The 21,776-nt window shown below is 38.6% G+C and carries 16 protein-coding genes; 5 read left to right on the top strand and 11 right to left on the bottom strand.

Going from position 1 to position 21,776, the window contains the following annotated elements:
- Positions 1-53 precede the first annotated feature (53 nt).
- The 3 genes from KN1_RS03410 to KN1_RS03400 are packed head-to-tail and all read right to left on the bottom strand — an operon-like array spanning position 54 to position 2,981.
- Entirely contained in the window at positions 54-2,378 is a 2,325-nt protein-coding gene (locus tag KN1_RS03410) for a tRNA(Met) cytidine acetyltransferase TmcA (protein ID WP_221289421.1), read from the bottom strand.
- Between the two features lie 5 nt (positions 2,379-2,383).
- Positions 2,384-2,629 carry a MazG nucleotide pyrophosphohydrolase domain-containing protein gene (locus tag KN1_RS03405; protein ID WP_221289420.1) on the bottom strand — a complete coding sequence of 82 codons (246 nt, stop codon included), beginning with the start codon at positions 2,627-2,629 and terminating at the stop codon, positions 2,384-2,386.
- Positions 2,619-2,981, bottom strand: coding sequence for a hypothetical protein (locus KN1_RS03400; RefSeq protein ID WP_221289419.1), 363 nt, complete (start codon positions 2,979-2,981; stop codon positions 2,619-2,621). Before KN1_RS03400 ends, KN1_RS03405 begins: the two co-directional genes overlap by 11 nt.
- Before the next feature lie 52 nt (positions 2,982-3,033).
- Here KN1_RS03400 and KN1_RS03395 point away from each other — a divergent pair, with 52 nt between their 5' ends.
- Complete coding sequence (locus tag KN1_RS03395; protein ID WP_221289418.1) at positions 3,034-4,470, top strand: gamma-glutamyltransferase family protein; 1,437 nt, start codon at positions 3,034-3,036, stop codon at positions 4,468-4,470.
- On the opposite strand, the gene KN1_RS03390 is transcribed toward KN1_RS03395, so the two are convergent.
- Entirely contained in the window at positions 4,459-5,358 is a 900-nt protein-coding gene (locus tag KN1_RS03390; protein WP_221289417.1) for a BadF/BadG/BcrA/BcrD ATPase family protein, read from the bottom strand. The two genes, KN1_RS03395 and KN1_RS03390, sit on opposite strands and share 12 nt — an antisense overlap.
- A gap of 40 nt (positions 5,359-5,398) precedes the next feature.
- Here KN1_RS03390 and agl3 point away from each other — a divergent pair, with 40 nt between their 5' ends.
- The gene (gene agl3 / locus KN1_RS03385; protein WP_221289416.1) at positions 5,399-6,556 is read left to right on the top strand and encodes a UDP-sulfoquinovose synthase; all 1,158 of its coding nucleotides are present in this window, start codon (positions 5,399-5,401) and stop codon (positions 6,554-6,556) included.
- On the opposite strand, the gene KN1_RS03380 is transcribed toward agl3, so the two are convergent.
- The 4 genes from KN1_RS03380 to KN1_RS03365 are packed head-to-tail and all read right to left on the bottom strand — an operon-like array spanning position 6,540 to position 10,817.
- Entirely contained in the window at positions 6,540-7,304 is a 765-nt protein-coding gene (locus KN1_RS03380; protein ID WP_221289415.1) for a nucleotidyltransferase family protein, read from the bottom strand. The two genes, agl3 and KN1_RS03380, sit on opposite strands and share 17 nt — an antisense overlap.
- On the bottom strand, positions 7,294-8,475 hold the full coding sequence (locus tag KN1_RS03375) for a glycosyltransferase family 39 protein (RefSeq protein WP_221289414.1): 1,182 nt from the start codon (positions 8,473-8,475) through the stop codon (positions 7,294-7,296). Before KN1_RS03375 ends, KN1_RS03380 begins: the two co-directional genes overlap by 11 nt.
- Before the next feature lie 11 nt (positions 8,476-8,486).
- On the bottom strand, positions 8,487-9,305 hold the full coding sequence (locus KN1_RS03370) for a class I fructose-bisphosphate aldolase (protein ID WP_221289413.1): 819 nt from the start codon (positions 9,303-9,305) through the stop codon (positions 8,487-8,489).
- A 9-nt stretch (positions 9,306-9,314) separates the two neighbouring features.
- Entirely contained in the window at positions 9,315-10,817 is a 1,503-nt protein-coding gene (locus tag KN1_RS03365) for an MATE family efflux transporter (protein ID WP_221289412.1), read from the bottom strand.
- A 438-nt stretch (positions 10,818-11,255) separates the two neighbouring features.
- Between KN1_RS03365 and KN1_RS03360 the strand changes: the two genes are divergently transcribed.
- From KN1_RS03360 to KN1_RS03350, 3 genes are all read left to right on the top strand, one after another.
- Positions 11,256-11,585, top strand: coding sequence for a hypothetical protein (locus KN1_RS03360; RefSeq protein ID WP_221289411.1), 330 nt, complete (start codon positions 11,256-11,258; stop codon positions 11,583-11,585).
- Positions 11,586-11,775: 190 nt separating this feature from the next.
- The gene (locus tag KN1_RS03355) at positions 11,776-13,191 is read left to right on the top strand and encodes an APC family permease (RefSeq protein WP_221289410.1); all 1,416 of its coding nucleotides are present in this window, start codon (positions 11,776-11,778) and stop codon (positions 13,189-13,191) included.
- Between the two features lie 99 nt (positions 13,192-13,290).
- Positions 13,291-14,160, top strand: coding sequence for a metallophosphoesterase (locus KN1_RS03350; protein WP_221290514.1), 870 nt, complete (start codon positions 13,291-13,293; stop codon positions 14,158-14,160).
- Between the two features lie 128 nt (positions 14,161-14,288).
- On the opposite strand, the gene KN1_RS03345 is transcribed toward KN1_RS03350, so the two are convergent.
- The 3 genes from KN1_RS03345 to KN1_RS03335 all read right to left on the bottom strand — a co-directional run bounded on the left by KN1_RS03345 (position 14,289) and on the right by KN1_RS03335 (position 21,571).
- Entirely contained in the window at positions 14,289-15,482 is a 1,194-nt protein-coding gene (locus KN1_RS03345; RefSeq protein WP_221289409.1) for a mandelate racemase/muconate lactonizing enzyme family protein, read from the bottom strand.
- 409 nt (positions 15,483-15,891) lie between these two features.
- Positions 15,892-17,673: a peptide-N4-asparagine amidase gene (locus KN1_RS03340; RefSeq protein ID WP_225905768.1), complete on the bottom strand. Its 1,782-nt coding sequence runs from the start codon at positions 17,671-17,673 to the stop codon at positions 15,892-15,894.
- The gene (locus KN1_RS03335) at positions 17,663-21,571 is read right to left on the bottom strand and encodes a protease pro-enzyme activation domain-containing protein (protein WP_221289408.1); all 3,909 of its coding nucleotides are present in this window, start codon (positions 21,569-21,571) and stop codon (positions 17,663-17,665) included. Before KN1_RS03335 ends, KN1_RS03340 begins: the two co-directional genes overlap by 11 nt.
- Positions 21,572-21,776: the final 205 nt, after the last annotated feature.

The raw sequence follows: 21,776 nt of genomic DNA, 5'->3' as shown, positions 1-21,776 counted from the left end.
TTTTATCATCTTATTTTTTAATTCTCACAATTTTTCAGTTGAGGTGCATTTCTTCACTGTTCCGTGTTGTGAATATCATCACTTATAATATCCTTTAACTCTACCCCAGTTTTAACGTCAGCGGTTATACCATAATATTTAATGAGTAACTGCGCAACTATCTCGTACAACATTTCATTTACTTGGGTCCGGTTAGACCTTAAAGATGCAGATGTAAACCTCCACGGTCTTCCTTGTAAGACCTTTGCTATTAATAATGTCTCCTCTTCAGGGGTTAAGCTCCAGTCCCTCTTAGAGTCCCAAAAATACTTTAGGGTTAACATATGTATTCCGTCCGCTGAAGATTCATACGGGCTAACCCCTTGTACAAAAGCTACTGCTTTATCTAAATAAATCTTGTTAATTTTTATTTCTTTATGTGCCCTCGTCCCATATATTATTATTCTAGCTACTTCTGGGTCCATGCTAAAATACACATCATGAATTGTATTAAGGACCTTATCTTTCAAAATGTAAGATGCAACCTCTACAGCTTCTTTCGCTATTTCGCTAAGGGGATAGATTACTACGACAGGGAAATCTCCTAGTTTTTCGTTTCTCTTAGGAGATACATGGACTATCCTAAACCCGTTTTTAACCCAGAAGTTAATGACCCTCACGTCACCCATAAAAGCTGAGCCTATCCAATCTAGCCCTTGAGATTTTCCGCTTTCGATAACCATTTTTAATATCTCGCTACCAAATCCCTTATCTTGGAGTTCCTGCATAATTGCGATCCTGACTACCCTCCATCCCTTCATCCTCCCAAACTCTTTGAGCCTTGAGTGCTTAATCAAGCGGTCTGGAATAAGATCTCCGTCAAATGTCACTCCTTTTAAAGCGGAATCTATCATATCTTCAGGTAACCCGCCCTCTTCAGCCACTTGGACTACGCCTATAGGGGCTCCGTCTACAGTGGAGAGAGAAAATAACTTATGGTGAACTCCGTCTGCCATTATCATTAGGTCATTGGGATTATTACGGTAATGTGCGGTAACCAAAATGCTATATACTTGCCTCAGTTTAGTATCTTCTTGAAATAGTTCGTCTTGGTTCAATGTCTCGAACTCCAGTACAGATAACTTCTCTTTGTCAGGCTCTTCAGGTTCTGCGTCAAGTAAAAGAGTATCATAAAGCCACCTCTCTATTGGGTCACCCTCACTATACCTTAATGGCCTACGCATTTCTTGCCAATACACTGAAGCTTTCCTGAGTTTCAATACCCTATTTAAATACCTTAGAAAAGCTTTACCAGACCCTTCATAACCGTGAACAGTAGTCACCAAAACTACTTTTCTCCAGATCTTTAACGCTGAGTCTATTATCCCTATGCCGACGGCTGCAGCCTCGTCGATAACAAGCATATCACCTTCAGTTTCTAAAACTGCTTCTGGAGCTTCAAAAAATACCTTAAAAAAGTCCCCTTCTATCGAATTTATGAAGCCTAAGTTAGACCTCTTCTCCTTATGTCTAATTCCGAGTACTTCCAGACCTCTTTTTAAGAACTCCATTGTCTGAGAAGTACTAGAAATTGAAGGGGCAGTAATTACTATTTTAAGCTTTTTTCCTCTCTCTCTTGTGGATAGCTTATATAAGTACCCGGCAAGTCCTAAACCAGTTATTGCACTCTTACCCCTTCCCCTAGAAGCCGTAATCACTAAAACGCGACGATTTGCTCCCCTCAAATTAATGAATGAGTCAAGGACACGGTTCTGGTCAGGGCTCATACAAAGATTATGAAGGGGTTCAGGCATGATTGGATTATTAGGTACTACAGGCCTTGGCCTTTCGCCCAGTTTACCTTTAAATGGTTTAGCATTATAGACTGAGTTAATAATAGTGAATATCCCTTCGTGTTCGTTTAACTTCCTTATAAACCTCCTTTCATATATATCCCTTATTTTTCCAGCCTTTATTAATGAACTCCTGAAGACCTTTCCTTCTGCCAACGAGTTAGTATAAAGTATTATAAGACCTCCTCCTCTAGCTAAGTCAACAAGTCTGCCTACGTAGTTGGGCTCGAAGTTATCTACTAGGTCAAGGATTACGACATCAAATGTAGCTCCTAAATACCTTTCTGAAGAGGAGTAATCAATGTCTATAAAGTTCTTACATATCGTTCTTAATTCCTTCATCCTGTCTTTGGAACCCTTTACCCATGGGTGAAACGCATATGCGACTTGTGCTTCAGGATTGAGTGTAAGATAAAGTGTTAGTACTTCTTTTGCCAGACTAACATAATTATTCGCGTCTTCAATATAGACTAAATTTCTATAATATCTCTCCCTACCGTCCTCTATTCCTTCCCTAAGAAGCTGAAAGAACTGTTCTCTTTCCACGGCGGTTAAATGTTATATTTCTTCCTTAAAGCTTCTTCTACGTCTATTCCCACAAGGTTTGCTATAGAAAAACTCCAAGCTATAACGTCAGCTAACTCTTCCTCCGCTGCAGTTTTGTCCCCGCTTAATAAGGCCTCAGCAAGTTCTCCTACCTCTTCCACCAACCAAGTAAAAGTACCAAAAAGCCCTCTCTGTTTATCTTTTTCTAAATATAGTTCTCTCATCTTACTTTGGACATATTTAACTTCCAAGGCCTATCTCCCTCCTTATCAACTTAAGATCTTCTTTGTCGATTTTTATCCTCATACTAATTTCTTCTTTGAAATTCTCATCTAAAAAGTATACTACCACTTCACCACCTTTTTCGGACACTGTCTCTACAAACTTTTTATTTATCGAGTATTCAACAGTTAGCGGGTTTTCAGGGTCATCCCTTATTATATGCCTTAATACTACCTCACCGCCTTCTCTATCTATTTCTAAGTCTATCGGCACGTTTAGACTCCTAGGAATATCTCTGCTCATACAAGCTACTACATTTTCGCAGCAAATCAGGCAGACCCCTTCACTCAGACGTTTTTTTACATCCTCTGGTAAATCCATTTCAATATTAACCTATTGTCTTATTTTCCCCTTATTAAAAATTAAATATAACATGAAAACAGCTCTCGGAAAAAAAGTAGTTTCAACCCAGAATTACATAGCGTCTTACGTTGGTGCAAAAATTTTAGAACAAGGGGGTAATGCCTTTGATGCAGCTGTTGGTATAAGTGCAGTGCTATCTGTGGTTATGCCCCATACCAGCGGGCTAGGTGGAGACGGTTTTCTTTTAGCAAAGACCCCAGAAGGAATTATATCATATAACGCATCTGGCTGGTCCCCTAAAAAATTAAACGTAGAAAAGATACAGTCTATGAGAGAACCTTCAACCGTTTTAGTCCCGGGTCTAGTTGACCTATGGGACTACTTGTATAGAAGATATATGTCTTTGGACTTGAGAGATGTGCTTAGGCCCGCTATTAATTTAGCTACTAATGGATTTTATGTCAGTAAAGAGTTATCTAAAGCTATTTTAAGGTCAAACAACATGCCTAAAAGCTGGTCTGAGATTTACGGCAATAAAAAAGCCGGTGACATCTTAAAGCTAAATGAACTTGGAGAGGTCTTAAAAATTATTTCAAAAGATCCGAGGGATTTTTACGAAAGCAAAATTACCTATGAGTTAGTAGACGGACTTAACACACAAGGTGTTAATGTTGATGTATCAGACTTCTCAGAATTTAAGGGAAAGGTCGTTAAGCCTTTAAAATCTACCTATAGAGAATTAACATTATATGAACTACCCCCTAACAGTCAGGGAATTACTACCTTAGAATCATTAAAACTAGCTGAACTACAGCAAACATGGAACTACAAATTTGACGATCCTAGACGTGTAAATGAGCTAATAAAGATCTTTACAATAGCATACGAAGATAGGAATAACTTCGTGACAGATCCAAGGTTTTATTACCCTGAAGAAGACCTCCTATCTGAAGACCGCCTAAGGAAAAGACTTGCTAGTTACCCCAACCAAGACCTGCAAATGAATACTAGAGACACGACTTTTTTCGTGGTAGCGGACGGTGAAAATGAGGTAGGGTTTATTCAGAGTTTATTCTTTCCTTTCGGTTCAGGGATCACTGTAAAAAATATCGTATTTAACAACAGAGGATTTGGGTTTACTGAGGGACATAATAAACCAGAGCCGAGAAAAAGGCCTCTCCATACTCTTTCAATACTAAGGGCTGAAAGAGGAGATAATGAGAGTTTAGTTATAGGATGTGCTGGGGGTGATTTGCGTCCTCAAATACATACGCAAGTACTGCAGTATTATGTAGACTATGGGTTAGAAATAGATGATGCTGTCTATTACCCCAGGTTTGTGTTCTTAGGGGACAGAGTCGCTCATGAAAAGCGGATGAAACTACCATACCAAGAACTAGATTATTTTACTAATGAAGTAGGAGTAGTACAAGCACTTAAGAAAAAAGGAGACATGTACATAGGTGTCGCAGACCCTAGAAGTGAAGGTATATCATTACCTGTGTAATATCTTACTTGGGTTAAGCCCGGTTTCTTTAAAGGCTAATATTACGGCACCTATTTCTGGAGACCTATTTCCTATATCTCCAGATATCCCATAAAGTGAAAGATAACCTTTAAAAGCGGATAAATAAATTGGGGATTTAAACATTCCTCCTTTCAAATACACTTTATCAACTCCTAATTTCTTAGCTAAAGTCACAGCCTGAGAAGCTAGGACTTCTGCACCTTCTTTTAAGATAGATATGGCTACACGGTCACCTTCTCTGGCTGCTCTGTCCACAGCTTCAGCCACTGAGGCTACTATATCAATTTGACAGCTACTAGTGTATGCCCAAAGAACCAGGTCATCAAGGTCTCTAATACCGATCTTGGAGGTGACTAAGTTAAATAAGGATGTCTTCTCCTCTAGTCCGTCCATCATCCGTAAAACTCTCCTTAACGCTTTCCTAGATACCCAATAAGCAGAACCATCATCTGAAAGTAACCAACCTCTTCCTCCGAGTCTATAAAAATCTTTCCCATCATATCCCTCTACCACACTACCGGTTCCAGCTATTACTACGACACCGGGCTGTCCTAATGTCTCCGAAAATAGTGCTATAACACCATCATGCTTTATAATCACCTTTCTAGCCAAGTTTAAAGCTAAAGGAGAGAAATTTTCCCAGTCATATCTCGAGTCTAACCCTGCTACACCCATAGCCACTACGTCTGGCTCTTTACCTTGGGTTGCACTAAATATGGCCTCTTTTATGTGTGCTATAGCTTTCGAGAGCCCTACATTATGGTAGTTCCCGGAACCGGAATTGCCTTCTCCAATGAGGTTTCCTTCCTCATTATAAGCTACTGCCTTTGTTTTAGTCCCGCCTGCATCTACTCCTACTATGATCATAGTATTAATTTTTTATACGTTATTGATAAAGGTTATGTAAATGAAAGTTCTAGTATTAGGTATAGATGGATATTTAGGATGGCCGTTAGCTCTTAGGCTCGCTAAAAGAGGACATGAAGTCATAGGAATAGACAACTTGTCTACCAGAAGGTTTTCTCAAGAAGTAGGTGCAGATTCCGCTTTTCCGTTACCAGAACCTGAGGAGAGAGTTAAAGAAGCAAAGAAACATTTAGGAGTTGATATTACATTCTATAAGGGTGATGTTACAGACTATCCCTTCCTAAAAGAGGTAGTGAAAAGACACAAGCCGGATGCAATAGTACATTTTGCAGAGCAGAGATCAGCACCCTATTCGATGATAGATATGGAACACTCAGTATATACTGCTATAAATAATGAGGTAGGTACTTTAAGGGTCGTCCAATCAATACTTGAAGTAGACCCTACAATCCACCTACTAAAGATGGGCACTATGGGCGAATATGGTACACCTTCCTTTGATATACCGGAAAGTATTTACGTAGATGCTATAGTTAACGGAAAGAAGGATAGGATCGTTGTCCCGAGAAAAGGTGGATCCATTTACCATATAACCAAAATCCACGACACGAATTACCTCCTTTATTTCAACGAGATCCAAGGGCTAACAGTAACGGACATAATGCAAGGCCCAGTCTATGGGACTAGAACGGAAGAGATAACGGAAGAAACACTGAGGACTAGGTTTGACTTTGATGAGGTATGGGGAACTGTTGTTAACAGGTTTTGCGTAGAAGCCGTAATAGGACAGCCCCTTACAGTTTATGGAAAAGGAGGGCAGACCAGAGGGTTTTTGTCACTTGAAGACAGTATGCAGGCACTAACATTGCTTTTAGAACACCCACCTAATCAAGGGGAATATAGACTTGCCAACCAATTCGCAGAAGTCTATTCAGTTAGGCAAATCGCAGAAATAGTCAAGAGAGCTGGGGACGAACTAGGTCTAAGCGTTCAAATAGGAAATTACCTCAACCCGAGAGTAGAAGCCGAAGAACACTACTATAACCCGGAAATCAAAGTATTACCGTCTCTTGGGTTCTATCCCAAGAAAAAACTCCCGGAAGAAGTTAAGACTATTATAAAAGACTTGCTACCTTATAAAGAAAGACTTGAAAGATTTAGGCATGCGATACCGCCTAAAACTAAGTGGAAGAAGTAAATGTCCTCATAAGAGCCTCATGATAACTGGCTGGATCGCCTACGTTAAGCCATTTTTCGTCCTTTAACAAAATACCGTAGACTTCTCCTCCATCATTTATAATTCCCTGAATTCCATAAGTCAATTCTAGCTCTTTTTCCCCTTCAACCGTCACAGCCTTCAAGGATCTAAATAACTTTGGTGTGAAGATGTATACCGCAGATATGGCTATATTAGACTTCGGGTTTTCAGGCTTTTCTTCAGCCTCAACTACTTTGAAGAGCTTGTGGCCCATATAGTCACCCTTATCCTGAACAGCTACAACTCCGTACCTTTTCGGGTTCTTTACCTCCCTAAGTAATAGTACTGCATCTGGTTTTATCTCATTGAAGAGAGACGTAGACTCTCTATAGCCACCCGTTAAAACACCATCGTCAGCATGTACAAAAAAGGGGTCAGAGCCTACAAAATCTTCAGCTTTTAATACAGCGTCGCCAAAACCTTTAGGTTCCTTTTGAAACACAAAAGTTACTTCCCTTTCGAATAAATAGTCCATCAAGAGTTTACCGTGCTTACCTACTACAATGCAAAACTTTTCCACGCCTACGGTATTTAGGGACTCCATAATTAAGTCGATTATCGGTCTCATCACTATTTTTCCATCTTCACCTTTAAAAAGGGGAAGTAAAGCTTTAGGCAGAACTGAGGTAATGTACTTCATCCTACTGCCCTTTCCGGCCGCTGTAATTACAGCTTTTTTAACCGACATTTTGTGAACTCCCTAAATCCTCTTTACTCACTATATTATTAACTTTCTCCGTCCTCCTTGTAGAGATCCATTTATAAAATTTAAATATTGATACTGTAACATAAACATCTATAATTCCTGCAAAATCGGTGACATAAAAACTAAACAAAGTGTGATTGCCGAGAATATAAACTACACAAAACGCCAACCACATAGTCCACGCTGACATGGTTAAAATAATACTCTTTAAGTCCCTAACTATAAACGCTAGAGGCGTGGTTACAACCCACGCCCACATTATGAAGGGGTTAGTACTAGCATAGAAATTGTATCCAACATAAAATGGATGGATATCTAAAAACCAATCCCATGGCGTAGATATTTGATCAATTGCTGTTAACGCTATGTGACCGTTAGTAGCGTCCCAACCTAACATAAACAGAAAGGAATTATGGATCCAACCGGATATTCCCCCGAAATAGACCATGATGGGGACTGAAAGAATAGCGTAAACACTTGCCGGAATACCTATACCGTACACCGCTCTCTGAATAGGGCTCTTTTTAAATTCACCCACGTAATAAAGGAAAGGTAATATTAAAGGAAAAGCACTCTCTTTAGACGCCATGGCTAAACCTAAAGTGATAGAAGCTAAGAGTAGGTTGTCACTCAATAGAAAATAAAGCGATAATAATATAAAAGAGCCTACATAAATATCTAGCATTGCTATTCCGTGGAGTAACCATAAATTAGGTGAAAGCATTATTAATAAGGCACTCACTAACCCCGCTACGTTTCCCAGTTCTCCCCCTACCAGTTTTCTGGCTAATAAAAAGCCCACTATAACCATCAGGTCTCCCATTATCCAGCTCCCTATCCTCCATGCTATAGGTTTGTAGCCCATTAGCAATATAAACAGGTCCATAATGTACTTAGCTAAAGGCGGGTGCTCGGGATTGATGTAAGTCTGGATATTGGCCTCTTGAGAATATGGGAAGTACATCGGTGGGGTAACATGGAAAACCAGTTTTAGGATATTATAAGCAGCAGTAGGATACCATACTTCATCTCCTATATACCCGTTTACTGGGGCAAAAGTAATTACCGTGAAATATGTATATAAAAACACCATAATAGCTAATGTTATTTCAGTCAACAGGTTAGCTCTTTTTATTATGAACTCCTTTAGCATTAAGAAAATGTCTATTCTAATACTTTTAAGATTTCTCCAAGATCCTTGTTATCATGGACTAGATAGGAAATAGCAGTAGCCAATCTTTCAGGGTACTCCGATTGCCATAAATTTCTCCCTACAGTAATGCCCTTAGCCCCAGCATCTAACGCGTCTTTTAACATCTTGAGGAATTCTTCATTAGTGTTAGTTTTCGGACCACCCCTGATGAGGATAGGTGCAAACGCATAATTTACCACATCTCTGAAAGACTCCTTAGTCCCCGTGTAATCTACCTTCAATATATCAGCACCTATCTCTGAAGCCAACCTGGTGACGTATTTTACTAGCTCGGGGTCTTTTACAGAATCAGGGTTATCCGGGGAAACAAATAAGGGTTCAATTATGAATGGAATACCATAGTCATTCGCCTCTCTCCTCAAAGCTGACAAATAATCTATATTTACACCCTCCACTTGATCCTCTCCATATCCTACTACAAGGTAAGTTACTACTGCATCTGCACCCGCTTCTATCGCGTCTCTGATAGAATAAACCGCTGAATAGTATCCACTTTCATATTTTCTATATTTTTGTCTCCACACATTTGCAGTGTCAAGCCTCGCTATTAACATAGGTGAAGAACGGGAAAAGAAATTCTCCTTAAGTAACCTAACCATAGCCGGAGTCATCTGAAGCGCGTCAGGCCCTCTGTTAGCTATTTTTTTAGCAACCTCAGCAATTTTTTCTAGACCTTTAAGCGGGCCCATAACAAGACCGTGATCCAAAGCTACTACAAAAGCCCTATTCCTCTCAAAGAGTTTTTTCATTCTAATCTCTAACCCGGTCATAGCATGAAATTACATTCTCGACATAAGAATTTTTCTCACTTCCCTTAGGGAGGCTTTTACCAAGCTTCTACCAAATGGGTTCAATAGATACGTTAGTAGTAAGAATAGACCAGAACTTATAATACCGTTTATTACCATCCACTCATAACTTACATTATTTGATAGCCTCCACATTATTAGAATAACAACTAGTACCGTTACTGTTGAGCTGATTATTTCTCTACTGGGGATTTTAAAATTGTACAGTTTCTTACTAAGCTTAAAAGAAGAAAAAAGCATCCATGAGGAATTAACAAGTAGGCCAATTGTCATTATAGCAGAGATTATATAAGCCTGTGCGTCCCTAAATAAATATACAAGGACTATAGAGATAAATACACCTAAACCCGAGAAAATAAGATTAGATTTATTTAAACTTGCCGTATAACCCTTAAATGAAAGATCATCTTCTACTCCCATGGTCTTATCGATCATAAAAATAGAATAATAGAAAATAGTGTATAAGTTTCTTACAAAATTAGATAAAGATAATATTATAATAGTGTAAAAAGATAGTACATATTCCGGTCTTATATGATATAACAGTGCATGGGCCTCTACTATAGTTAAGAGTAAAAATAAAGCCGATGCAATGAAGTAGAGTTTAACGGCAGTCTCAACTACGTGCTTAGACTTAGTTTCACCCAACTTAGCTATAAGACCATCGTAAACAGCTCCCGACCAACCTACAATATTAGCTATGATCAACGCTGACTCGAAATAGGAAACGATTATGGAATTATGAGTTATAAGAAGGGTTAGCCAAACAAGCGAAGCCTCAACTATAAGTTGTAAATAATAAATTATTGTAACAATTGACTTCTTAATTATCGATTTAGTTATAGATAAATCTATTTTTAAGTTGCTGTTTATGTAAGATAAATTGTATATCGTTTGAGCTATATATCCTATTACATATGCTAGTGCTACTCCTACTATAGTCAAATGTAAAAAATAAAATGCCAATAAAACAAATGATAACCTAGAAATTTGAAACAAACTAGACGCTATACCGATTGCAATAGGTTTTCTCCCCCTAGTTATTGCAGTGACTACCTTATTGATATAGAATGTTACTATAAGTAATGAGGAAACTAAGAAAGCAAGTGGATCATAATATCCTAATGTCTGCATAAAGTACGGGACGAGAATAATATAAACTATAGTAGAAGCTATACCTGATACTAAATTTACGATTAAGGCACCCCCAACTGGTTTATTTTCTGCCGAATACCTTGAGGTCAAAAGGGAGAAAATATCTGACGGTATCGTAAAATATCCCATTATCAAGACAAATATCGATTGCCAAGTTGCAAACAGTACTATACCGTTCTTGAGATTACTTAAGTAGTGAGCTACAAGATACATAAAGATAAATGATAAAGGAGAAGTAAGTAATTTCAGACTAAGGTTCACCAATCCGGTGTAGATCATTCTTACTCCTTTAGTCTCTGAAGTACCTTGTTTTTCCATCCGTTATTATTCATAAGAGAGATCAAATTAAAAAATTCTGGATATACAGTATTTACGCATTTATTTCTATTTTAAATAAGGTAAAAGTAGTGTACTCGCATGTTAAATAAGTGATGAGATTAAACTGTTTCCTGATATAACGTTTAAAGACCCCACTAGTTACTAATATACTCAGCCAGCCGTAAAGGGCGGCTATGCCTCCCACGGTTATAAACCCAAGTTTGTTAGACGCGTTAACGTGTAGTGCCTCTCATAGTTACATATACCAAAAATTATGTATTGTAGAAAAAAGGTCTTACTTGTTAAAGCGTGAACGAGTACAATATTACCATCAACAACTACCCGCTCCGCCCCAAGAAGCTAAGCTGATAACTCTTAATTTTGTAAGCACGCAATAATCAGTTAATTCTTTATAACTATCACTGTTGATCAAACTTAATGGAAGTAAGAGATATTTTATGGCGTCTCATTGATAATGATATCCCTCTAGCAAATGATGACTTCACGACTTACCTAATTAAAGATGGTGCGATTACTGAAGAAGACCTTAAAGCATGGATCGAAGCTACGAAAAAAGTAAAAGAGGCATATAAACAGCTTCCAAACGAGGCTTTATCATTAAACCTCCTAAATGAAGCACTTAACATTCTGAACTCTATAAGTCCTAAGAAACCGTTTCCACCAGATACAAAAGTAAGGTTTGAGGAAGTAAAGCAAAATATTAAGAAAGCAATAGAAGAACTGGGTAAAAAAGATAACAAAATGTAAATTATTTTTAGTTTTAATGAAAATTTTATTTTTAGCTGTACACATCGAATATTAAACACTTTTTTCTAACCCTATAAGCCTACTTAACATTGTACTACGCATCTTCTTATAAGCTTTGCTGATCTGAAAGGCACAAAAATCAGATAATTTTAAAAACAGTTTAGGACAGTAAAGCTTATAGGGAAGTTATATGGGGCTCTCAAAAGCTTCATTATCACTAAGAGAAGCTTATGGTCAAGCTATGGCAGTTACAGCACCATTAGGTAGTGTAGTCTCTACGACTACAGCTGCAATAGCATATGCCGGACGGTCAGTTGTCTTCGCTACCATTTTAGCTCTAATAGGAAGCGCTTTATGGGTCTATACGTTAACCAGATATTCCTCAAAACTTGCCTCAGCTGGAGGATTTTATACCTACGGTGCTGCAGCATGGAGGCGTAAGACTGTAGCCTACTATGAAGCAATATTTGAAATTATCGCATATTCTAGTTTAAACGCAGTAAACGCTTTTACTATTTACTTAATCTTACAAACCATATTACAACAGCTAAATATTTCGCTACCTTCTTATGCCCTGATACTTACAATTTTATTAGGTTTAGCTTACCCTACCTTGGCGTCATACCTTATACACATCAGAAGGCTACTTAGCTATATAGTCAGTGTAAGCGCTACACTGGAAGTACTTTTCCTATTTGCCTTGTTTATTTATGCAGTAGCGACTAAAGGGTTTAATCCAACTTACTTTATACCATCTTCACACACCTCTATTGGCGCTATAGGTACCGCAATGATACTTTCTATCGTGAGCATATCCGGGGCTGGAGCGGCCACTTACTTGGGAGAAGAGACTAAAACCCCTACAAAGAATATAACAGCGGGAATATGGTTATCTCTAATCTTAGGTGGTGGTGCAATACTTGCTGGTACATACGGTTTAGTAGCACTTTGGAACGGGTCATTATCATCCCTATCTAATTGTGCCCAACCTTTACTCTATGAACTTTTCAGATTTGGACTACCTATAGTCATGCTAGGACTGTTAATGTCTGTTAATAGCTTGCTAGCTTCTAACATAGGGACTACAGTAGGGGCAGCAAGGGTGTTGTTTAATTTAGCTAGGGAGAAAGTAATGCCGAATATTTTTGAGAAGATTAACAAGGAAAATGAGCCTATTGTCGCCACAATGGCAGTAGGAATTATATCGGCGTTATTCACAATAATACCATTAGTTATTACTGGGTCCGTAGAGAACGCTTTTACCGAGATAAGCGTTATAACAAGTATATTTTGGCTAACAGGGAGGATAATAGACGGTTTCGGAGTCCCGGTCTTATACTGGGTTATAGGCAGGCTTAGTATATCTTCAGCTGTTATACCAATAGCCTCTGGGCTTATCAACCTCGTGGGGATTGGACTATCTATACAATTACCGGATATGTTTCAGACTATCACCGTAATTGTGATACTACTACTCGCCACAATGTGGTATATCGTGAAGGGTAGGTTCGGTAAGCCGGGGACACTAGTCGTTGATGAAAATAATGAAGTTATAACTATCGATGAATATCTAAAAAGGTATAAACAGACTGCAAGGGCATCTTGATACATTTTCTCTGCTTTAACTCCATCTATAATAAGAGTCCTTAAACCTTTAAAATATACTTTATACAAATCATATAGTATGTCAAATGAACAAGAAAAAATGGGAGAAGAGAAGATTTTCGAATTATTAGAAAAATCTAAAGATATATTTAAACAACACGGTACCTTCCTAGGAGAATATAACGCACAGAAAGTCGTGTTCATAGGGGACACTCATGGAGCACTTGAAATTACGAAATATGCTTTCGATAAATTCTACGACAAAGTGGATCTGATGGTATTTTTAGGGGACTATGTAGACAGGTACCCGCCTTTAGGCGTAGAGAACTTACAGTTTATACTAGAAAAAATGGTTGAGACAGATGCTAAAAAAGTTCTAGTATTGAGAGGGAACCACGAGAGCCCGTTAACAAACTATTACTACGGATTCGTAGAAGAGGTTAAACAGAAATTTGGGGATGAATCAGTATATGAAAAATTTAAGGACCTATTCTCCTATATGCCTTATGCAGCCGTAGTCAACGGTTACCTTTGCGTCCATGGAGGTTTACCTTCTAGAGTAGATAATGACGGAAACTTAGTCCTCGGAATAAATAGTATAGACGACATAAAGAAACTAACATATCCAGATGTAGAACCCTCAGATAGTATTGCAATGCAGATCCTATGGAATGACCCAAGAGAAGGACTCGAAGAACTCACATTCGTCCCTAATATAAGGGGAGAAGGTACATATTATTTCGGCAAGAAAGTGGTAGACCAGTTCCTGTCACAAACCGGATTAAAAGGGATAATTAGAGGACATGAGGCTGTAGATGGCTTTAGAGTGGATATTGATAAAAAAGTGATTACTGTATTTTCAAGTATATACCATGGGCAATCGGCAGGTATCTTGTATATTAACGGTGACGAAATAAAGAGAATACTAATCGCCCAAGACAAAACGGTTTACGAAGTAGGTGGTTTATAAAATTGGCTTCAAGATACGCGGTAAAAACTGTATTTTACCTAGACGTTTTATAAATTAACCATTAGATAAAAATTTTTATCAATGTTTTAGTTTACCTTAACTTTTCGGGTTTTCTGTCTCTAGGTATATCAAGGCTGAAAGTGCTTCCACGTACCTTTTACTACCCATACCGGTTCCTCTAGCACATCTAATTCCTTAGGCTCTATTTTCATATTCTCAATAGCTTTCTCGTTAATGGAGACGCCTATACCGGGTTTTTCAGGGACTTTAACGTGACCTTGTTCAACCTTCGTTTCATCATATACTATATCCCTCTTCCACTGCGGGAACCAGTCATAAAAGTTCTCCAGAAGGTAAAGGTTATTTACTGTAGCACTGAGCTGTAAAGAGTAAGCGTTTTGGACTGAACCGAAGGCATTATGGAAAGCCACTTCGACATCGTTAGCTTCGGCCAGTGACACCACTTTCTTACCAATCGTGATCCCACCAATATTGCATAGGTCGGGTTGGATAATATCAACTAGGCCCTCACGGATGTAAAACATCGCTTCTTTAAGGCTGATAAGCCTCTCGCCAAGCGCGACCTTTAGGGTAGTTATAGCCTTTTTGTACTTTCTTAAACCTTCTATGTCCTCATGGTGTACCGGCTCTTCCATAAAGATCGGGTTGTATTTTTCTAACCTCTTAGCGATCGCAATGGCACTGTTAGCATTAAACCTGCCATGATGCTCAATTAATATATCCACTTCTCCCCCCACCGCCTCCCTGACGGCTTTAACCCTATCCTCAGCTTCCTTCAAGCCTTTCTCATCGATCCAGTCATAATAAGGTCCGAAAGGGTCAAACTTCAGTGCTTTATATCCCATACTAATTACCCGCTTTGCTTTCTCTGCAAAGTCTTCAGGAAATACGGCATCTTGATACCAGCCATTAGCGTAGACAGGGATCCTATCCCTCACTTTCCCACCAAGGAGTTTGTAGATCGGTGCACCTAGCTCTTTTCCTATTATGTCCCATAAAGCTTGGTCTATTGCACTCGTAGCCGTAGCTGATTCAAATGACCTAGCTAAGTAAAAGTCTTGCTTATACCATTCGTGGTAGTCCTTTTCAGGTTCTTCAGCCTCTTTACCCAGATACCCTTTGGCTACTTGTTTTATAGTGTTATAAACGTTAATTACCCTTAAAGTCGGGACTGCTTCACCGTATCCAGTCATTCCATCCGAAGTCGTAACTTTAACCAGGATCATCACAGATGCCCAAGTAGCACTTCCCTTTTCTGTTTGAGCTAAAACTATAGGTTCTATTTGAGAAATCTTAGACATAGTGTGTTATAGCTTCCGAATATTTTAAAATTTGTCAAAAGAGGGAAGAAGTGAAGAAAATAGGTTTTAGCAATTTATGTATAGAATTTTTACGTAAAATCCTAACGTATGATTTTCTACTAATTAGCAGTGTGCTACTACATATCGCAATTATGGTTTAGGGCTCTTGAGTATTTAATGTAAAATGAAGTATAAGTGCTCACGTAAGTGTTCAGGGTAATACTCAGCTACTACGATTTTTCAATAAATGCTAGTAGGTCACCTTTGATCAGAAGACTAATCGTAAAATTTGTAGCAGTTTTGGTTGTTACACCAAGTGAGGAAAAAAAGAAGGTCTAAAACGAGTAAAGGATAATTTTATTTGCATTCAAACAAATAAAAAATTTAAATCACTTCCAGCTAGTTAACTCTACGATATCGGTATATAACTGACTGATATTTTAATATAGTAACCTACTGGTTTAACCGTAGTATTTTGAATGGCTTCTGCATTAAACACCTCTTCATAACCTTTGTCATTTACCAAAGTTACAGCTGTTAATGTTTTCTGTGTTAATGCATTATTTGAGGTCAGACTAACTAGAAGAGCTCCACCGTACTTGTTTATTATCTCCAAAATCCCGCTAAATCCTCCTTGACTTGTCTCGTTTTCATTAATCCACGTAGTATAGTTATAGTTAGAATAGGTATTACTATAATAGTAGTAAAGGCCTAAGGATAAAGTACCGTTCTGTAGATAGGTCATATTATAAGGAATTACACTTGGGTTAGTTATAGGAGTTGCAAAGGCTGAAAGCTGTAATAGGACGGGGTAATTCCCATGAATTACCATAGAAGAATTTACAATTCCTCTTTCTAATGAATATTCATTAAATTCTTCATCTAAGTAGGCTTTTTGATATATACTATTAAATGTCTGGTAAGCTATAAACCTACCTTCCTGAGTAACCTGGGAATACTCAGTCCCGCTCTTAAAGTCCAGTGTAGCAGAGTAGTTTATTAGGTAGTTGCCTGATTCTTGGTAATAAGTAGCGGAATACCCGCTTGTGAATATAGGAGTTGAATCTATAAACCTCGAGTAGCTTGCCAGCAGTTTCCCTGAGATTAGAGGATTGGAGCTGTTCACCCATAACATTAAGACGCCTGAAATATCCCAATCAAATGCCGTAGAACCTGTTAATTGGTAGGCCTCTTCCAGGTTTGTGACATGAACCGATATTTCAGCCTTATTCCCTAAAGCTAACATGGGGGTTAAATCAATTATATAAGGAGTATGAAAAGCTAGCGTATTAATAGAAGGCATAGGCTTCCACCAGAATAGATCTATTCCACCAGTATAGATAGTCTCATAAGGATTAACTATCCCTACGAGGCTATTATTATAATATACTTGGATGCTTCTAGTAGCAGGTTCATTTGCATACCAGAACTCGTCTAGCCCTCCTCCTTCTTCATATAGCAACATCTTCATCATATACGTCCCGTTAGGTATCTCTACACACTGACTAACTGACGGGTTTAACGGGTTTAGGACGACATAAGAGTAATTATACTTGGACACGAAAAGGGGTATAAACATATTCGGTAACCCTTCTGGTTTATCACCGGGATAGAGTAAGAGCGTTACGTTCAGGTGGTAGAGTCCAGTAATATTTAGTTTGGCGTCGTAGAAGTTCTCGATTACTGCTTGAAAAGTCACATTCTTACCTACTATCATATTTTCGAACATCGTTAAATCTACAGATGCTGTAGAATTGTTTATTTCTTGTGTAGAACCCCAAAATAGAGGTATCCCATTAGCAAATATATAGGCCTGCCTATCATATTGAGTCCCGTTAGTCTCAGCGATACTAACATTCATAAGTATCATACTATAGTTACCGTTTGGGACGTAGACCGTAAAGTTTTCCGGAGTAAGCCCGGTATCGTTAAATATAGCATTAGTAGCAACGTGGATAATTGTGGGTGTTACATTAGGCGGTTTAATACCGTAAGCTTGGAATGAATAATACTTCGGGTCGGTGAACCCATTAAGCAGAGGGGAAGTGATGTTGTAAAGTAAGGAGGGTGTTATATTTCTGTAACTCATACTATACATAGCCAAGATAGGGACTGAATAGTAGATAGGTGAAAAAACAAAGAGCAGAGAAATAAAGATTAGGACTAAGACACCTTTTTCTCTATTTAACATTCTTACCACCTCCCTTTCTGAAGGAAATAATTATTGCTAAAACTGACAGAATTATAGCTACTAACCCTAATGCCAAGGAAAGAGTCCTGGTGGAATTTACGGCAGAAGAGACTGAAGACGTCAAACTCGACAAAGGATACTCGTTATCAACACTAAATGATAAATTATAATGCATACCGTTATAAGCCTCAATGGATACCATATTCTCGCCGGAAGGTATCTCTGAAGAGTTGAACGGGATCCTAACCTCTATCCCGTTATTCCCTTGAGTAACGGTGTAATTAACTTGCCTACCGTCAACAGTAACTTTCATTATCTTTAACGTAGAGGTATTATAGTTTGTAATGTTTACAGTTATATATGAAGTTAAAGAGGTAATCTGGAAAGGATAGAGTAACTTTGGCACTGGGTACTCGCTCATTTTAGTAACATGGACGAAACTCACGTCATAGTTCTCGATATTACTGTGCACATAATCTATTGCTAAATCTACATTGTTAAATGTAACAGTGCTTAAAGTCACATTAGAATTCACGGAATAAATACCGATATTACTATCTTCAATCTTACTGTTAATTAATACGAGTTGGGAGTTTATTACTTTAATCGAAGAGATCGTAGAACCCTCTATGGTGACCGTAGCATTACTTATATATAGAGTCCCTAGAATAGACCCTTGGATAGTAAAGTTACCGTTAGATAAGCTTAAAGATGGGGCGTAAACTCCTTGGATAGTATAACTATTATTAACTGATAATACAAGTGGAAGGTTCACAAGAGTTGACGGCGTTAAATTCAGGGGCGGAAGATAGACATAAGGCATGACCTCGACATAACCTCCTATAGATAACGAATTATACCCTGAATAGCTAGTACCGGCTACAGCTACTTTCCAAGGCCCGGTAAGTGAATATATTGGATTACCTTGATATACTGTCGCATTAATTCCTCCCGGAGCTCTTAATAGCCCTACCCATTCTCTGAGAGTAGAATTATACTGCAAGGGTACTCCGTTATCGAATTCCAAGAGTATTTGCTGGTTCTCATTTTGATAAGGAATTAAAGTGACGGTAAATATTCCCGTAGTTATTTCAGTACCATTCGGATATGTTATATTAGCGTATACTTTCACGTATTCTCCTTCAAAGACCTCATTTAACGATCTAACTTGGACTGACGCGGTTGAAGGAGCAACGTAAAAGAAAGTAGTATAGTTCATCTCCTCTAGCCCTATTGAACTATTATATGATGCCTCGACCACTACAGTATAGAACCCGCTCGACGCGTTACTTGGGATAGTAAAATTGCCTTCATGGTATCCGAATAGGTTATACACCCCGAACTGGGTTATTTCAGTGGCTGGAGTCAAATTGACTGCCCCTATTAACTTACCGTCGGGAGAATATACATACGCGGTAACATTGGAAGTAAAGATCCCTAAGCCGGACTGATCATAAGTAAATGAGATTATAGTCACGTTCTCACCGGGTGTAATTGATGGGAAACCATCATCTATAGGAGTGAACACCAAGACTTCTTCATTAATCCCGCCTATCGTCTCATAGGAAAAGGCTGAACCATAGGAGTCGTTCACAAACATAATGAATACCCCTTCCTTGCTAGGAGTTAAGACTGCGAAAGTCCCTTTGTATAGGCCTGCTGCGGAGGTAGGCAGAAGGGTGACATTATACACTATTTTCCCGTCTTGGACAAAATATGCATGTAAAGGTACAATTGCCGGTGTTAGATTTGGGTAATATACGCATGCGAGTATAGAGAAAGGAGTATTAGGCGGTATTGAAAGGGCGTATGGGAACGGCGTGGGAGATATTATATCTATTGACAAGCCTACATCGATCTCGTATGCCCCCGATCCGCTAATTCCTCCTGAAGTACCGTTAACTACGACATACCAAATATTCGGCGGGCTACCGGGTTTGATGGTATATACAGCTTCCCAATAAGTCCCGTTAAATATCATTGGCATAGAGGTTAACAGACCTTGGGTGGTGTAGATATACGCCGTAAAACTCCCGCTAGTGACCTGAGTACTATTCGGGTAAGATATCTTAGCGATAATAGTAAATGTAGAATTGTACATAAACCACGGGTATTGTACACCAGGTTCGGACACGGTAACAGAGACCGATAATTTCGGTATTTTCTCGTAAGCCTCTACGGCCTTTAATAGCCAGTAGTAGTCGGGAGTCCCTAGACCGGTAACTGGGTTATACCCCTTGTGGGCAGTATATAGACCGTTAAACCCAAAATCGACCTGATGGAACACTTTTTGATATAATGAGGAATTTGAGTATATCCAGTAAAGGATATTGTTTAGTAGCCCTACTGGTTTATGTGTCTGCGATATCACGTCAGCTACGACTCCAGCCCATAGCGGTGAAGCTAGACTTGTTCCCCCTATTACCTCCTCTTGGCCTAACACATAGATTATTTCGCCAGTATAGGGGTTTGCATCAGCCGCTACGTCTGGGCTAGCCCTTAATGTGCCGTTAATACCATATTGGTACCAAGGCTTAGGATAGAGCTCACTATAACCTCCATCAGATGCCACATAAGGGAAGTAGAACATATTGTCTACAGACCATGCCGTTTCGTAACCATAAGTTGCTGTAGAGTTCTCTTGCGAGAGATAACCTGATGTGACATTAACGAATAATGTAGTCCCACCAACACCAGTCACAAAGGGACTCGTAGCTGGATATGATACTCCGCTATAAGTAGACAGACCCTCTGCGGTTGCACCGCTATCACCCGATGATGCTAAGAAAGTTATACCCTCTACAGTACCTAACGCAAAGTAATAGTCCCAATAGGGGGTGTTAGGATAAGCTGTACCTTGGTAAACGTAAAATAAACCAGTATCACCTAATACATTTTCTGGGATCCCAAAGCTCATTGAGACTACTTGGGCTATATCATTAGAGACAATATAGTCTATAGCCTCAGGAATAAATAGCGTACTGGAAGGGACGACTAGGTCTATGTGAGCATAAGGCGCTATTGCATGTGCAGTTTCGACATCTAGTGCAGTTTCCGCGCACCAACCCTCAAAAATCCCAAAAATAGGGTGGTAAGGGCCTATTGGTATTATAGATATATTGGCAGGCGGTAAATGGAATTTCTGGTCAAATAATTTCACATCTTGTAAAATTGTGGGGTCTCCGTAGGCATCTATTATAGCTATACTGACGTTCTTACCTCCTTGAGTTATATTATAAGCACCTACTAAATCCTGAGGAGAATACATATTAGCAGCGAAGGACAAGTACTTAAAGCCGGTCAGGTTTTCTATGAGGGGATTTACGTCAGGTATTATAGAGTTCCCTTCCACTTTTCCCAACTTTATGAGGTTTAACTGGAGAGAAGCAGAAGTAAAGTTGGTCAGCCCTTGTAACATTACACCTGAAAAAACGGGTGGGACTTCTGGTTTAGAAGTGGGCATGTAGAATATTATATTACCGTCTTTATAAAGCCCTAAAGTAACGTGGAATGCATTATTAACCTGATAAACGTATCCTTGTGCTATTATAGCAAAAGGACTCTTGTATACGATCTGGAGACCGTTATCCTCAAGAAAACTAATAATTTGACCCTCCTTATAGGTCTGTGCAAACATGGAAATAAGTCGGTTCATCGGAATAGGCTTAATTTGATGGTAGGCGACCTCTTGAGCTAGTAGGTACAGTTGGTTCATATTCTTAGGCGGAATTAAAACTCCTATGCAGATCATTTGTTGCGGATTTAATTGACCTATAAACTGCGAATTATCTATTTTAGGACCAACATAAGTCGCATAAGCTGAAGTGCTTATCCCTAGGAACACTAACGCGTTTATCATAAAAAGTATTAAAAGTATGACAGAATGCGTTTTTATCATATCATACACAATTTAAACTTAGTGATATAAAAACGTTAAACCTGATAACCTAGTGTAAAATTAAATATTTACTCTTTTTAGAGGGGAGACTTAGATGCATAGATGATATAAGATATACTATTTTTAATCTTCTAACAACTAATTAAATAAAATCAACAAATAAATAAAAATATTAATCATTTAGAAATTTATATGAAGTTAATTT

It is taken from the genome of Stygiolobus caldivivus (assembly GCF_019704315.1).
GTDB classification, from domain to species: domain Archaea; phylum Thermoproteota; class Thermoprotei_A; order Sulfolobales; family Sulfolobaceae; genus Stygiolobus; species Stygiolobus caldivivus.
This window is presented reverse-complemented; position numbering and strand designations above follow the sequence as displayed.

Bases quoted from the DNA above. Each gene is read 5' to 3' on its own strand.
- KN1_RS03345 (WP_221289409.1), bottom strand. From the start codon at position 15,482: ATGTCTAAGATTTCTCAAATAGAACCTATAGTTTTAGCTCAAACAGAA.
- KN1_RS03390 (WP_221289417.1), bottom strand. From the start codon at position 5,358: ATGATCATAGTAGGAGTAGATGCAGGCGGGACTAAAACAAAGGCAGTA.
- KN1_RS03400 (WP_221289419.1), bottom strand. From the start codon at position 2,981: ATGGATTTACCAGAGGATGTAAAAAAACGTCTGAGTGAAGGGGTCTGC.
- KN1_RS03335 (WP_221289408.1), bottom strand. From the start codon at position 21,571: ATGATAAAAACGCATTCTGTCATACTTTTAATACTTTTTATGATAAAC.
- KN1_RS03395 (WP_221289418.1), top strand. From the start codon at position 3,034: ATGAAAACAGCTCTCGGAAAAAAAGTAGTTTCAACCCAGAATTACATA.
- KN1_RS03355 (WP_221289410.1), top strand. From the start codon at position 11,776: ATGGGGCTCTCAAAAGCTTCATTATCACTAAGAGAAGCTTATGGTCAA.
- KN1_RS03350 (WP_221290514.1), top strand. From the start codon at position 13,291: ATGGGAGAAGAGAAGATTTTCGAATTATTAGAAAAATCTAAAGATATA.
- KN1_RS03360 (WP_221289411.1), top strand. From the start codon at position 11,256: ATGGAAGTAAGAGATATTTTATGGCGTCTCATTGATAATGATATCCCT.
- KN1_RS03370 (WP_221289413.1), bottom strand. From the start codon at position 9,305: ATGACCGGGTTAGAGATTAGAATGAAAAAACTCTTTGAGAGGAATAGG.
- KN1_RS03340 (WP_225905768.1), bottom strand. From the start codon at position 17,673: ATGTTAAATAGAGAAAAAGGTGTCTTAGTCCTAATCTTTATTTCTCTG.
- KN1_RS03375 (WP_221289414.1), bottom strand. From the start codon at position 8,475: ATGCTAAAGGAGTTCATAATAAAAAGAGCTAACCTGTTGACTGAAATA.
- KN1_RS03365 (WP_221289412.1), bottom strand. From the start codon at position 10,817: ATGGAAAAACAAGGTACTTCAGAGACTAAAGGAGTAAGAATGATCTAC.
- agl3 (WP_221289416.1), top strand. From the start codon at position 5,399: ATGAAAGTTCTAGTATTAGGTATAGATGGATATTTAGGATGGCCGTTA.
- KN1_RS03380 (WP_221289415.1), bottom strand. From the start codon at position 7,304: ATGTCGGTTAAAAAAGCTGTAATTACAGCGGCCGGAAAGGGCAGTAGG.